10 protein-coding genes are annotated in these 14,133 nt (G+C 70.3%); 2 read left to right on the forward strand and 8 right to left on the reverse strand.

Annotated elements, in window-relative coordinates:
• Nucleotides 1-29: 29 nt before the first annotated feature.
• From ACZ63D_RS25295 to ACZ63D_RS25320, 6 genes are all read right to left on the reverse strand, one after another.
• Complete coding sequence (locus ACZ63D_RS25295) at nt 30-1,388, reverse strand: cytochrome P450 (RefSeq protein WP_465356816.1); 1,359 nt, start codon at nt 1,386-1,388, stop codon at nt 30-32.
• Complete coding sequence (locus tag ACZ63D_RS25300) at nt 1,385-2,383, reverse strand: enediyne biosynthesis protein (RefSeq protein ID WP_465356817.1); 999 nt, start codon at nt 2,381-2,383, stop codon at nt 1,385-1,387. Before ACZ63D_RS25300 ends, ACZ63D_RS25295 begins: the two co-directional genes overlap by 4 nt.
• A 4-nt stretch (nt 2,384-2,387) precedes the next feature.
• Nucleotides 2,388-4,358 carry an FG-GAP repeat domain-containing protein gene (locus ACZ63D_RS25305; protein WP_465356818.1) on the reverse strand — a complete coding sequence of 657 codons (1,971 nt, stop codon included), beginning with the start codon at nt 4,356-4,358 and terminating at the stop codon, nt 2,388-2,390.
• The gene (locus ACZ63D_RS25310; protein WP_465357003.1) at nt 4,355-5,332 is read right to left on the reverse strand and encodes a DUF1702 family protein; all 978 of its coding nucleotides are present in this window, start codon (nt 5,330-5,332) and stop codon (nt 4,355-4,357) included. The genes ACZ63D_RS25305 and ACZ63D_RS25310 overlap by 4 nt, the downstream gene beginning before the upstream one ends.
• 114 nt (nt 5,333-5,446) lie before the next feature.
• Nucleotides 5,447-6,436 (reverse strand): DUF1702 family protein, encoded by a 990-nt coding sequence (locus ACZ63D_RS25315; RefSeq protein WP_465356819.1) that lies wholly within the window; start codon nt 6,434-6,436, stop codon nt 5,447-5,449.
• A 26-nt stretch (nt 6,437-6,462) separates the two neighbouring features.
• Nucleotides 6,463-7,356, reverse strand: coding sequence for a helix-turn-helix domain-containing protein (locus ACZ63D_RS25320; RefSeq protein ID WP_465356820.1), 894 nt, complete (start codon nt 7,354-7,356; stop codon nt 6,463-6,465).
• 535 nt (nt 7,357-7,891) lie between these two features.
• Here ACZ63D_RS25320 and ACZ63D_RS25325 point away from each other — a divergent pair.
• Nucleotides 7,892-8,716, forward strand: a complete 825-nt coding sequence (locus ACZ63D_RS25325) for an AfsR/SARP family transcriptional regulator (protein ID WP_465356821.1) — start codon at nt 7,892-7,894, stop codon at nt 8,714-8,716.
• Between the two features lie 130 nt (nt 8,717-8,846).
• Here the strand turns inward: ACZ63D_RS25325 and ACZ63D_RS25330 are convergent, their stop codons facing one another.
• Together ACZ63D_RS25330 and ACZ63D_RS25335 are read right to left on the reverse strand one after the other, a co-directional pair.
• Nucleotides 8,847-9,644 (reverse strand): TIGR03084 family metal-binding protein, encoded by a 798-nt coding sequence (locus ACZ63D_RS25330; RefSeq protein WP_465356822.1) that lies wholly within the window; start codon nt 9,642-9,644, stop codon nt 8,847-8,849.
• Between the two features lie 112 nt (nt 9,645-9,756).
• On the reverse strand, nt 9,757-11,217 hold the full coding sequence (locus ACZ63D_RS25335) for a SagB family peptide dehydrogenase (RefSeq protein WP_465356823.1): 1,461 nt from the start codon (nt 11,215-11,217) through the stop codon (nt 9,757-9,759).
• Nucleotides 11,218-11,839: 622 nt separating this feature from the next.
• On the opposite strand from ACZ63D_RS25335, the gene ACZ63D_RS25340 reads away from it, so the two are divergent.
• Entirely contained in the window at nt 11,840-14,098 is a 2,259-nt protein-coding gene (locus ACZ63D_RS25340; RefSeq protein WP_465356824.1) for a sensor histidine kinase, read from the forward strand.
• Nucleotides 14,099-14,133 lie beyond the last annotated feature (35 nt).

Raw genomic sequence — 14,133 nt, forward strand, 5'->3', positions numbered from 1 at the left:
TTACCTCCTCATCGAATGTCCGCCGCGGCTCAGGCGGCGGCCCGGCGTTCCCGCGCCGGGCGCGGGCGCACCGTCATCGGCAGTCCGCCGCGCACGCGCAGCGAGAGCATCGCCTCGGGTTCGACCGGGCGGCCGGGCACTTTGCGCAGTTCCAGGTCCCGCGCGGTCATCGCGAGCACGAACACCGCCTCCAGCAGCCCGAGGCTGTTGCCGACGCAGAACCTCGGCCCGGCTCCGAACGGGAGGTAGGTGTAGCGCGGCGGCCGTCCCGCGTGCCCGGCCGGGTCGAACCGCCCGGGGTCGAAGCGCTCCGGGTCGGCCCAGAACGCCGGGTGCCGGTGCAGCGTGTAGGGCACCACGACGACGTCAGACCCGGCCGGCACGCGGTATCCGCCGATCTCGTCGTCGGCCTGCGCCACCCGCGGAAGCAGCCACACCGGCGGGTACAGGCGCATGACCTCTTCGACGACCGCCGTGGTGTAGGTCAGCCGCCGCAGGTCGTCGTAGCCGGGCAGCCGGTCGCCGAGCACGTCGACGGCCTCCGCGTGCAATCGCGCGGCGACGTCGGGGTGCTCGTCGACGAGGTGGAACGCCCAGCCGAGCGTGCTCGCCGTCGTTTCGTGTCCCGCCAGCAGCAAGGTGATCAGCTCGTCCCGCACGCGCTCGCGCGACGACCCGTCCTCTGTCCCGGAGTCGACCAGCCGCGAGAGGACGTCTTCGCCGCCCGCGACCGGATTCGCGAGCCGTTGGTCGATCAGTTCGTCGGCGATCCGGCGCAGATCGTCGCGGGCGGCGCGGAAGCGGGTCTGCTTCCTGAGCGGCACCCATCCCGGCACCGCGCCCAGCGTGATCGCCTCGAACATGGCCTGGTCCTGCACGGCCTCGAAGGAGTGGCCGAGAGTGCCGTACCCGCCGAGTTCCGCGTCGAGCAGCGTCTTGCCGAGCACGCCGAGCGTCAGCCCGGTCATCTCGTGCAGGATGTCGACCGGACCCGGATGCGCGGCGAGCCGCTTGACGAGACGGTCCGCCTCGGCCGCCACCAGACCCGCCTGCCGGGCGATCCGCTTGGGCTGGAACGCCGGCTGGATCGTCCGCCGCTGCCGGTGCCAGACCTCCCCGTCGCTGGTGAGAAGACCGTCGCCGAGCGCCCGGCGGGCCTCCTGCAGCCCGATTCCCTTGTGGTAGTTCGCGGCGTTGTCGGCGAGCACGTGCTTCGCCAGGTCCGGGTGGTTGACGAGGTACATCGTCTTCGGGCCGATGGCGATGCGCACGAGGTCGCCGTACTCCTCGGCGTTGTCGCCCATCAGTGCGAGCCGGTCGGTGAAAAGCTGTTTCAGCAACCGGAAAGTCGTTCGCCGCGGCGGTCCGGGCGGTGCGCCGCCAGTCATGCCGCGACCGCCCCGGGCCGCTCGTCGTCCGCCGGCGGGGAGACTTCCAGCTTCGCCTTCCGCGCGGCCTGGTCGGCTTCGAACTTGACGCGCGCCTTGTTCGAAAAGTGCAGGCTCCACAGGAACGCCCCGCGGATCAGGCACACGCTCGCCGTGGCGAGGAACAGGCCGTAAGCCACGTGCACCGCCATGAAGAAGCCGTACGCGAGCGCCACCCCGGCCCCGAAGGCGAACTGCGAAACCGGTTTCGACGGCGTCGTGCCCGGGTCGGTGACCATGTAGTTCGTGTAGAGCACGAAAGCGATGCCGGTGGCCATGCCCAGCGCGCCGGGAATAGCGGTGCCGAAGAGCAGGCCGCGGACCACGGCCTGGACCGCGAAGAACCCGAGCCACCCCGCGATGAGCCACATCCGGTTGGTCAGCATGGCGTTGAGCACCGTGCCCGACACGAGGATCACGCCGACGATCAGCCAGCCGCCCCAGGTGTCGATCTTCTCGCTGAAATGGTACGGCGGGGCGATGCTGGCCCACGGGAACAGCAGCAGGATGATCGTGATGCCGAAGTTCGACGGGTTCATGTAGTGCCGCATCCGGCCGTACACCGGAGCCTGCAGCACCCATTTCGCCCCGACCGCCACCACGACGCCGAAGACCATCACGAGGATCCGGTCGTTGACGTAGGTCAGCATGTTCAGCGCGAGACCCGTGATGTGGGCGGGCAGGAGGAACTCCGCGAGCCCCTTGAACCCGTTGCCGGCGAACCGGACCCGCCGCTTGGTCACGCGTGCGTTGACGGTCTCCAGGAGCAGTTCCGTGGCGTAGGCGGTCGCCAGCGCGACGAGCGGGTACAGCCACGGCTGCTCGAAACCGAGGATCGTGTAGCCGAGGATGTTGAAGACCGTGATCGAGATCGCGAACCGCCGGAGCGCGGTGACGACCTTGTTCGGCCGCTTCGGCGGCGCACTGTCCACTTTGGTCAGAGCCGGGGTCGTCACGGCGTCACCTCTCCTTCGCTTCGGAGCCGAGCTGGTAGCTGTAGCGGCCGGGGCGCAGTTTCAGGTCCTGCGTGCGGAGCTGCCCGGTCCGGTCGCGCCACTGCAGATGCACGTCGAGCGGGCCGCTGACGTCGCGCCCGAGGCCGATCTGGACGTCGAAGCTGCGCCTGCCCGCCTCGCCGCTGCTGCCGTCGACCCGGCCCAGGTATTTCTTGCCGTCCTGCGTCGTCACGGTCGCTTCGGCTCCGATCGCGGGCGGGCCTGCCGCGGGCAGCGGCCCGGGCGCCACCGGGGCGTCGGTGGTCAGCTTCAGCTGCAGGAACTTGCCGGGGTTGGGGCTGTCGTTGTGGTAGAAGATCGGCTCCGCCCACTGCCGGGCCACCGCCATCTCGGGCAGGCCGTCTCCGTTCGTGTCGCCCACGGCGATGCCCCGGGTGGGCACCGGCACCGCCAGCCCCAACCGCGGGGCGAGGTCGGTGTAGCGGCCGTCCTGGCTCTTCACGAAGAAATGCAGGGTCTGGTCGCCCGCGATGTCGTCCCCGGCCCGCGCGTTGGGCCACCAGAACGGATTGCTCACCAGCCCGTCGTTCGCGGTGGCGAGTTCCTGCAGGTTCGGCCAGCGGTTGGTCTGCCCCTTCACGAATCCGGTCGACTGCGCGATCTGGTTCTCGCCGCTGTTGTCGAAATCCTGGATCTTGACGTCCCAGCCCCAGCCGGACCACGCGGTCCCGGCGGCGCCGCTCTCGTCGTGGAAGGGTGCGACTCCCTTCTTGAGCTGCCCGGTGAGGTCGGCGTTGTCCTTCGCGGTGTTCATGAACTGGAAGTTCGATTCCTCGATGCCCCACGAGGTGGTGATGTTGCTGACGAACAGGTCGTAGAGGCCGTCGTGGTTCAAGTCGCCGAAGTCGACGCCCATCCCCTTGAAGGAGTCGTTGCCCAGCACCTTCGACTTCGGATCAGCGGCTCCCCGGACCCCGGTGACCTCGCCGAACTGCACGTGTCCCGGTGTGGACTTGTTGTACAGCAGGTGATCGTGCCCGAAGTCGTTGGCGAGGTAGAGCTCTGGCAGGCCGTCGTGGTCGATGTCGGTCGCGCTGGAGGCGAGCGTCCATCCGAAGCGCGCGGTCGGCGGAATCCCTTGGGAGGCATCAGCGAATCGTGCGCTCGGATGCGCGCCGGAGGTGGCTCCGGTCCAGCGGTAGAGGTACTTGCCGCCCGAGTTGGTGGCGTGCGACATCGACTGGTTCATCGCGATGCCGCCGTCCGCCTCCGGGTCCAGCACCTTGCTGTCCGGGAAGTAGTTGCCGATGAAGATGTCGGTGTGCCCGTCGCCGTCGAAGTCGCCGATGGTCGCGGAATCGGTGTTCCACATCGGACCGGCGTATTTGCCGTCCGGGCCGCGATGGTCGCCGGGCACGAGTTCGGTCGGCTCGAAGGCCGAGGCGTCGAACTTCGCCGCTGTGGGCTTCTGCATGAACAGGACCGGGGTGCGGCCCCAGTAGTAGACGAGCAGGTCGGTCCGGCCGTCCTCGTTGAAGTCGCCGGGTGTGCAGCCCATCGGTGCCATGTGGTCCCACGTCGGCAGCGCTGGCGCCGGGTCGAGCGCGAAAGGCGCGTAGCGCGGGCCGGAGTCCGGGGTCGGCGTCACGACGACCTGGTCGCTGCGCGGGTCGACCAGGCAGAGGTCGTTGGCCTTCCCGCTGCCGCTGATGTCGTTCATCGCGGCGCCGGCGCCGACCGAGGAGATCCACGCGGCGATGTCCTTGTACTGCTTGTTCACCGTGCGGATCGACTGCGATTTCTTCGCCGCCGGCAGCGCGATCGTCATCGGGGTGAAGTGGAATCTCCCCGCCATCGCGTCCTGCTCGGCGGCGGAGACGCCCGGCAACCGCGCGACCAGGAACAGGCCGAGGACCAGCACCAGCGCCACGATGCCCGCCAGCTGTTTGCGCAGCCAGCCGAAGGTCGCGGTCATTTCTTCTTCCCTCCGTGGGTCAGCACTTCTTCGGCGATCCGCTGCCGCCAGGTTTCGAACGCGGGCACGTCGGGGCCGTCGGCGACGGCCGCCGGGCGGACCTCCTGGGTGATCGCGGCGGCTCGCTCGGCGGGCAGCCCGCAGATCGCGCGGGTGGCGACGTCGGTCTCCGGGATCAGCAGGCCGGCGCGCACCCGGGCTTCGGCCGCGAAGGCGCTTCCCTGCGCGAGCTGGCCGTGGTGGATTCCGGACCGGTCGACGAGTTCCGCCAGTTCCTCGGCCGTTGCGCCGCACGCGTAGGTCGAGGCGAGCCCGATCCCGGCGTACAAATCGCCGTGGCGGGATTCGGGGAACTCTTCGACCGTCTTGCCCACCAGCGAAACATCGGTCCCGCAGACGAACCAGAGCGCCCGGCCGATGCCCTGGTCGATGGCTCGCGACGCGTAGCCCTCGTAGCGCTGGTCCGGCCAGGGGAAATGCGGCTCCTGATAGTGGTGGCGCACGTACTTGTCGGTCTTGAAGTACGCCTGGTGGAAGCCGTACCCGTCGAGCACGAGCCAGCGCAGCAGCGGGTCGAAGGCCTCGGCTTTCGGCCACGCGAACCGCGGCAGGCGCGCCATCGCCCAGCCGACCCCGACGTAGATGATGTAGCCGTGCTTCTGGCCGGGGCCGGCGAGGAACTCGGCGATGTTCGTCCGCTTGCCCAGCGGAAGCCCGTCGAGGACGCCGTAGCCCATTCCGGCGCCCTCGTACGCGAATCCGCGGAATTTCGGCGGAATTCGTTCAAGCCATTCTCCGGCCTCGACGGCGGAACGCGCCTCGACGGCGTTCGCGTAACCGAGAAGGAATTTTTCCCCGACCGTCTCGAGCAATTCCTGAGCGGCTGGGCTCTTGCGGTGAAAACCGCGTTTGACCAGCGATGTCTCCGAGACGTCCGGAGTCAGGATACGGCGTCTGAGCGCGCGCCAACCAATACCCAACGCACTCTCCCCCTTCAGGGTCGAATAGGTGCTTGAACTCGCCTCTTTTACGGTCACAGACTCGGCTGTCGGCGGTCTACTCCACGGTTGCGTGCGAGTGCCGCCGGTTCAGCCCGCGCGGCGGGCGACCGCCTGGAATTCCATCCGGATCCGTTCCCGCCACAGCTCGTATGGCGGCAACGGGCCGTCGTCGGAGTCCGGTTGCTCGGTGCGGTCCGCGAGATCTTGGGCCCCGGCAACGGAAAGACCGGTGAGAACACCGCACGCGAGGTGGGTGTGGACCGGCACGTGCGCGGCGTACGTCCGCGCTTTCACCGCGAACACCGCGCCGAGCGCGAGCTCGGCGGAGTACGAGCCCGCCGCCCGGCGCAGTTCTGCCAGCCCTCGCTGATCGCTGCCGCCGGCGAACGTCGCGGCGAGCCCGAGTCCGCTCCACAGGTCGGCGCGGCGGTCTTCGGCGAAGCGCCCGGCCGCGGCGGCCGCCGCGGCCGGATTTCCTCCGTGGACGAACCACAATGCCCGGCCGACGCCTTGGTCGAAAGCACGCTGGAAGTAGTCCGCCCGCCCAGCCCAGGGGTACGGCTCCGGCACCTCCTGCTCGTCGACCCAGCGGCGAGTGTCGAAATAGGCCCGGTCGAAGCCGTACCCGTCCACCGCGAGCCAGCTCATCACCGGGTGGTACCGGACGCCGGCCAGCTGGGGCAGGACGTTTTTCCACAGTGGACGCGGCAGCCGGGCCATCGCGAAGCCGATTCCGATGTAGGCGAGGAAAATGTGCGGCTCGCCGGGACCTTCCAGCAGCGCCTTCGCCCGGCCGCGGCCGCCCGGCAGCGCGTCGAGGATCGTGTACCCCATGGCCGCGCCTTCGCAGGCGAATCCGCGCTGCTCGGGCTCGACCAGCGCGAGACGCCGCTCCGCCTCCCAGAGCGAGGCGCCCTCGATCGCCCATTCGAACCCGCACACCACGGCCTGCGGCACCGCCTCCAGCCGGGCCGTGGCGTCCGTGGGAGTGACGGGGAACCCGCGTTCCGAGAAACCCACGGACGCCAGCGAAGGCGCGAGGAGCCGTCGGCGCAGCAAACCCAAGAAAGTCGACATCGGAGTCCTCCGGATCAGGGAAGCGGTCACGCGACGGCGCGCAGACGGGACAGCTCCGACGCCGCCCTCTGCTGCCGCGCGGGCGTTTGCCGGGAAGCGAGGGTGATGGCCACGGGCGGGTCGGTGAGGGACCGCGGGCTCATCCGCATCGTCACGTGCGCGGGCCTGAACTCCGTCACCGTCGCTCGCTGCGTGGCGATCGTGAACGCGGGCCTGCCCCGCGCTTCGCGCCCCGCACCGTGGTGGGCCATGGCGATCACCGTCCAGGTGCCCTCGGGCACCCCGTCGATGGTGAGGTCCGCGGACAGGGTGTCCGATATTCCGCCGCAGGCCACCGGCCCCCGCTGCGGCACCGCGTCGGCGAACACCCCGACGAGCGCGGTGGCCGGTGCCGCGTTCTCCGGCATCCGCAGCCGCACGGTCAGCTGTCCGGGCCCCGGATTCGGCGCCGCGGACGAACTGCCGGAGTCCCGCAGGGACCGCAGCGACGGCAGCCGCTGGAAGTTCGCCGAGTGCGCCACGAGCAGTTCGCCGACTTCGGGGTTGCGGTATTCGGTCGGCGTCATGCCCACCGCGCGGAGGAACCGGCTGGTGAACGTGCCCACGCTGCTGTAGCCGACGCTGCAGACGATGTCCGACACGGTGAGCGAGCTAGTCAGGAGCAGGCGCTTCGCCTCGAAAAGCCGGACGGCCGTGAGGAACCGCCCTGGCGTCACCCCGGTCGCCTTGGCGAAGATCCGCGAGAAGTGGAACGGGCTCACGTACACCTCGGACGCCAGCGCCGACAGCGTTATCGGCTCGGCGTAGCGCTTCAGCATCAGCTCGATCGCACGGAGGACGGCCGGCTGGACCACCTTTCCTTCGGGCTGCCGCTTCCGCGCCGGCCCGTACGGCTCCACGCCTGCCGACAGTTCGGTCACACCGGTTTCCCGGGACGCAACGGATCGCAAGACCATGAGTCCAACCTCGAATTCCTGCCGACGTCAATTGCCTCGCCACCCAGGTAAGGCGGAACGTCTTGGGCTCCGTTGGACGTCCGATTGAGCCTCGGACGAGCCGCCGCGCGCAGCGGACGGCACCGGTGCGGGCGTCACCGGCCGGGCATGCGTTCCGCATACCTCACGTGCTTCACGCAAACAAAAGCATTGCGGGATAACAACTCTCGGCGGGCGACGGCAGCCGCGCCACACAGTCCGGAGACTGCCGGAAAGATCGAGACCGGCGGGCCTGCCCGGCCGCGGCGGCGCTCCGGGGCGTGCCCGGCGCCCGGAGAGGATGTGCAGAACGCAGGTGCCGCCCGGAGAAACACATCTCGGCTCTGGTGGACGGCTCACTGGATCCGGCTCCGCCCGATCTGTCACATTCGGACACGGAAGGCCCGGGCAGGCTGTCCGGGCCGCCCGGCTTCGCCGCGGAACTCGGGAAATCGATGCGGAACCACTGGAGGCGCCCGGCATGTACTCCGCGAAAAACCAGGCCATTGTGGATCACCGAGGCGCAGAACCGGCCGGCGCCGGCGTCCGGTTCACCGTGCTCGGGCCGCTGGACGTGCTCCGGGACGGCGTCGGCCACGCCCCCACCACGCCGAAACTCCTGCAACTGCTGGCTTTGCTGGTCCTGCGGCCCGGCAAACTGGTGCACGTCGACGCCATCGCCCAAGAGCTGTGGGCGAGCACGCCGCCTCGCACGATGCGGACGACCATGCACACCTACGTCTACCACCTGCGCCGGTGCCTTGAGGAGAACTGCCTGGACAGCGGCATCGAATCGGTGCTGGTCACCAAAACGCCCGGGTATGTGCTCCGGATCGACCCGGCGCAGGTCGACGTCTTCCGCTTCGCCCAACTCCAGCGGGAGGGGCAGGAACTCCTGCGCGAAGAGCGGCACGCGGAAGCCGTGCCGCGGTTGCGCGCGGCACTCGACGTGTGGACCGGTCCGCCGCTGGCCAATGTCCCTTGTGGACCCGTGCTCGCGCCTTACACGATCGAACTGCTCGAACAGCGGCGCACCACGCTGCACATGCTGATCGAGGCCGAGATCGCCAGCGGCCACCACCGCGAACTGATCGGGGAACTGCGCTCGCTGGCCGCGGGCAACCCGCTCGACGAGACGTTGCACGGCCAGCTGATGCGCGTGCTGGGCCGCAGCGGACGGCGCAGCGACGCGATGTCGGTCTACCGCGACCTGCGCACTCGGCTGAACGAAGAACTCGGCGTCGAACCGTGCGACGAGATCCAGTTGCTGCACCGTGATCTCATCTCCGAAGGCGACCACCGCTGACGAGGCGCTCGGCCCGAAACACCGCGCCCAACGACAAACCAGATGGCTAAAGATTCCGTCGCGTTGCGCTTTCCGTGCGGCACAACGAGGTGGAGGCGGCCAAGTGCTCCGCCTCCACCTCGTTGTGCGCTCAACGCGCGAACTGACCGGCCCGGCGCCCTTCGCCTGCCGGGCCCCGATAAGCCTGAGCGATATCCAGCCACCGCATGGCTTCGGCGCCCTCAGCGGCGACCGCGACATCCGCCGGATGCCGACGCCGCGTGGCCAGCAGGCAGAAGTCGACCGCGGGGCCGGTGATCCGTTGCGCCGCGTCGTCGGGTCCGAACGTCCACACCGCGCCCGACGGCGCGGTGATCTCGAAGCGGAATTCGTCCGGCGGCGGGGTGAGGCCGTGCGTCTGATAGCCGAAGTCCTTGGTCCGCACGACGAACTCCGTCAGATGGCGGATCCGGTCGGTGTGCTCCCGCTCGACGCCGAGCGCGTCGGCGATGTCCTGGCCGTGGGCGAACAGTTCCATCATCCCCGCCGCGGCGAGCACGGCCGGCGGCAGCGGAGCGACCAGCCACGGCACGGTCCGGTCCTCGGGCACCGCGGCGAGAGCCTTGACCGCGGTGTCGCGCTCGGCGCGCCAGCGACCGGCCAAGACCTCGGGCGGGTCGTCCAGGTAGTCGGCCAGTGCCGCGTTGACCGCGTGGTCGAATCCCGTCTTGCTGGCGGCCTCGGCGATCCGGCCGAACGCGGCGGGATCGCCCGCGGCCAGTCCCGCGACCCGGAAGATGAAGGTCAGGTGGGCCACCTGGTGCTTGACCGTCCAGCCGGGCGCCGGGGTTTCCGCGGCCCAGCCGTCCGCGCCGAGGCCGGCGAATAGTGCGTGGAAATCCTCGCTGTCCGCGGTCAGGTCGTCGATCACGTCCTGCGTCTTCGTCACACGTCTGCCCTCGCTCGCACGCCGATGGGTTCCTTTCCGTGCCAGTGTGGGCGCCGGGACGGAGGCCGGTCCTCTCCTGAACTGCACGATCGCGACCGGCGCGGCGGCGGAATCAGGATCGGCCCGCGGAACCGCCCAAAACGCATTCGCCGATGCTCACCTCGGCAGGCCACCGCAATCGCAGCACACGGTCGACCCGGTCGCTCGCGTCGACGGGTACCGCGTGCGCGGTCACCCTCATCGCCCTGGCGACGAGGTAGAGCGTCTGCTGCAACGCACCGAGGTGCATCAGAGCGATCGCGTAGGCAGCCCCGCCCAGCGCCCATGGCACGCGCCCGATGCGGACAGTCACCGTGAGCAAAGCCGACGGGCGGCGCGGACTGCCCGCCGCCGCCTTCGCCATGTCCAGCAGTTCGCGGCGATCGGCTTCGGCGGTGGTGACGGCGGTGAGCGCGTGCCCGACCGGGTCGTAGCGGTGGATTCCGTCCGGCAGGTCGGCACAGCCTTCGAGGCTGACGTAAAGCTCGAGTTCGTACAGCCCCGCGATGGCGAAGTAAGGGCGCTGCGGAGTCCGGTACCCCCGCGGGCAGGCCGCGGCGCCCGACCGCACCCGGGCACTGCGGAAGAGCAGTTCGCTGAGCTGGTCGGCATTGATCGAGGGGCCGGAGAACTCCGGCCAGACGTGGTCCTGTTCGAGCAGTTCGGTCAGCGACCGCCGGTCCGCGGGCAGCTTGCCCGGCTCTGGCCGCCGCAACGGGTGCCGCTGTCCGCCCTCGCCGGGTTTGCCTGCCGTTTCCGGCGGGAGCTCGCCCGCCGGGGGTTCGGCCGCGAACTCCGGATGCCGGACGCGGCTGTGCACGTGGAACAGCAGTTCGTGGTGCGACCATTGCCGCAGCGCCGGATCGGTGTCCTCGGCGAACCTCCGGTCGCCGCCCGCGGTCAGCACCATGCCCGCGGCGATCAGGTAGCCCACGATGTCGGCCACCACCGACACCGGGGAAGCCACTCGCTCGGCGACTTCGGCGGCGGTGACCGGCGCGGCCAGCGACGCGGCCACCTGGGCGGCCACCGGCTGGGTCAGCACGACCCGGAAATCCGCCCGCGGCGACTCCAGCAGCAGTGCGTCGTCCGCGGAGCGCAGCGCGGCGAACCGCGAGAGCCGGACCGTCCGCCGGGGCGCGATCGGCCGGGGCGCGAACATCGGCGAGCCCACGGCGGGAATCGCCGACAGCAGCGGCCGCTTCCCGTTCGCGAGTCCGAGCGAGTGGACGACCGACCCGCTGAGGCGCTCCAGCACCTGCTCGACTCCGGCCGGGCCGCCGGGCGCACTGCCGCCCGCCGCGGAGTCGCCGCCGACCGCGATTCCGGTGACGTTCCCGAGGAAGACCGGGCCGAGCTCCATCCGCCGCAGCAGTTCCCGCGCGGGCGCGTCCGCGTCGCTGACGTCGAACTCTCCCCACCGCGTGACCACGAGCAGCGCGGCGCCCGCCGCGTCGGTCTCCAGCAGCGAATCCTCGCTGAGCGACCACAGCCGGATCGTGGCCGTCTCGTCGCCGGGGAATTCGGACCTCACCCCGCAACTCCTTCGCGCATCCGGGACAAACCCTGGAAGGGGCTCCGGATGCCGTCGGCAGGCGGCATCGGCGCTGCCGCGAGACCGGGCCGCATCCCGCCGGTCTGTCCGGGCCAGGGCTACATTCTGCACCGCCCGCGCCGCCGGACCCAGTGACCCAGACACCTGTCGATCATGATTCCCTCCCCCGCGACCAGGAAATTCTCACGCCGGCCGGGCCGGGTGCGGCGCGGAAACGATCACGCGCCGAGGCCGCCGGGCCGCCCTGGCAGGCACTCCGGTCCACCAGTCGGAGCAGTGAGGGCCCATCCGTCCCGCCGCGCTCGTCGGTCCTCCGAAATCCCGGCCGATCGGCAGCGCCGACCGGGGGAAACGCGCTGCTCCGTCTGAGCTACCTGGCCCGGCAAGACACGGTTCCGGCCGCCGGGCGCGCGCTATATTGCGGTGCCTCTGGCGACCGCGGCGCGGGAAACCGCGTCCGGAGCCGGCCGGCCGCAGAGATGGGGACCCGATGTCACGGTCTGAGGGGAATGTCGTGGTGCCCGTGGAGAACGCGCGAGGGTCTGCCACGGGGCCGGGCACCGCCGCGACAGTCGAAGAGTGGCCGCGGCTGGCACGGCACATGTCCCACACCATCGTCAGCGTGGCGTTCGGCTGCCTGGTGCTGATCGGCCTCGTCGCGATGATCGCCGAGGGTCTCGCGCCCGGCCTGATCCTGCTGTGCGCCACCGGCAGCGTCGCGCTGCTCGCGGTCCAGCTGCTCTACTTCGGGCGTCCGGGAACCGCACTGCACTCCCCGCTGAGCCACTGGATGCTGCTGGCCCAGCTGGTGCTGGCTTATCTGCCGCTCATCCCCGCCGCCACCGCGCTGGACAACATGCTGGCCTTCCCAGCGGGCACCGCCTTGCTGGTCCTCGGCCGACGCGCGGGCTTGCTGGCCTACGCCGCGGTGAACGCCAGCGTCGCGGTGATCTACACGGCGCTGGGCGTCTCGCCGCTGCTGACGATCTACGAGACGCTGGCGAACGCGAGCATGGGTTTCGTGGTTTTCCTCCTTACTGGGCTGGCCCGCACCGTCTCCGAACTGCACGCGGCCCGCGCCGAACTGGCCAACGGAGCGGTCGCCGAGGAGCGGCTGCACTTCGCCCGCGAACTGCACGACCTGCTCGGGCTGAGCCTGTCGGCGATCGCGCTCAAGGGCGAACTCATCCGGCGCCTGGTGCACACCGCTCCGGCCAAGGCTCGCGGCGAACTCTCCGAGATCGCCCAGATCAGCCGCCGTGCCCTGGCCGACGTCCGCTCCGTCGCCAGCGGGTACCGGGAGCTGTCGCTGGAACAGGAGTTCCGGGCGGCCAAATCGCTGCTCGCCGATGCTGAGGTCGACCTCTCCCTCGAACTCGACCAGCGCGAGCTGCCGGTGGAGATCCGGACGGCCTTGACCGCGGTACTGCGCGAGAGCGTCGCGAACATCCTGCGGCACAGCGACGCCACCCACTGCCAGATCACTGTCCGGCAGGAAGCGGGCCGGGTGTCGCTCGACGTGGTCAACGACGGCGTTCTCGCCGGGAACGACGGCGAGACCGGCGGGAAGGGCCTGGCGGACGTCGCCGCGCGGGTGGCCGCCCTCAGCGGCGAGGTCACCGCCCGGCCCGAGCCGAACGGGCGCTTCCACGTCCACGCCGGGCTGCCGATGGAGGGCCAGCGACCTCCTCCGGCCGTGCGGAAGGCCGCTCGCTCCGAGGAATCCCCGGCTCGGCTCAACACCCGGCTCGCGGGTGCCGGCGTCGCCGCGGTGCTGGTGAGCTTCGCGAGCGGGGCGGTCCTCCACGCCATGGTGCTGACCAGCGCGCCCTGGCAGATCGCGCTGACGGCCGGCTGCCTCGGCGCACTGGTCGCGCTGCAGTTGGCGTTCTTCAGCCGCACGAGCGCCCGGCTGCCCGTCCGGCGGGCGTACGCGCTGCTCTTCGTCCAGGCGTGCCTGGTCTACCTGCCGCTCATCGAACTGCGCGAGGTGTGGGTCAGCTTCCCCGGCCTGCTGATCTGCAACGCGCATCTGATCATGCGCCCGGCGGCGGCGTGGGCCACGACCGCGACCGTGCTGGCGAGCATGGCCGGGGTGCACGCGGGGTTCGATTCCGACATCAGCGGCATCCCGTTCAACGTCCTCGCCACCGTCAACACCGGGTTCGTCGTGTTCGGGCTGACCTGGCTGAGCAGGCTGGTGGCCGAACTGGACGGCGTTCGCCGCAAGCTGGCCGACGTCGCGGTCGCCGAAGAACGCCTTCGGTTCGCCCGCGATCTGCACGACCTGCTCGGCTTGAGCCTCTCCGCGATCGTGCTGAAAACCGAACTCGCCGAGAAGCTGCTCCAGGCCGACCCCGCCCAGGCGGGCGCCGAAGTGGCCGAAATCCTGACCCTGTCCCGGCAGGCCCTCGCCGATGTGCGGTCGGTCGCCGACGGCTACCGCGAACTGTCCCTGGACAGCGAATCCCGGTCGGCGGAGGCCGTGCTGACGGCGGCGGACGTCCACGTCAGGATGGAAGTCGAGGAGGAGGCCGCCGCGGCACTGGCCGGACCGGTGCGGACCGTGCTCGCCGTCGTGCTGCGCGAGGGCGTGACCAACATGCTGCGGCACAGCAAGGTCGAAAACTGCGAAATCGCGGTCCGGCAGTCCGGCAAGACGGTCTGCCTCGAAATCGTCAACGACGGCGTCGAGAACGGCAATCCGGTGCTCGACGAGACCGCCCCGCCCGAAGCGACCCGCGGCAACGGCATCTCGAACCTTTCGGACCGGATGAGCACGCTGGGCGGCGAACTGACCGCCGGAGTGCAGCCCGACGGCCGGTTCCGGTTGTGCGCCAAGGTTCCTGCGGCCGCGTAATCCTCCGCGTGCCCCGCGCACCCCAGACGCATGCG

It is taken from the genome of Amycolatopsis sp. NPDC104775 (assembly GCF_055583325.1).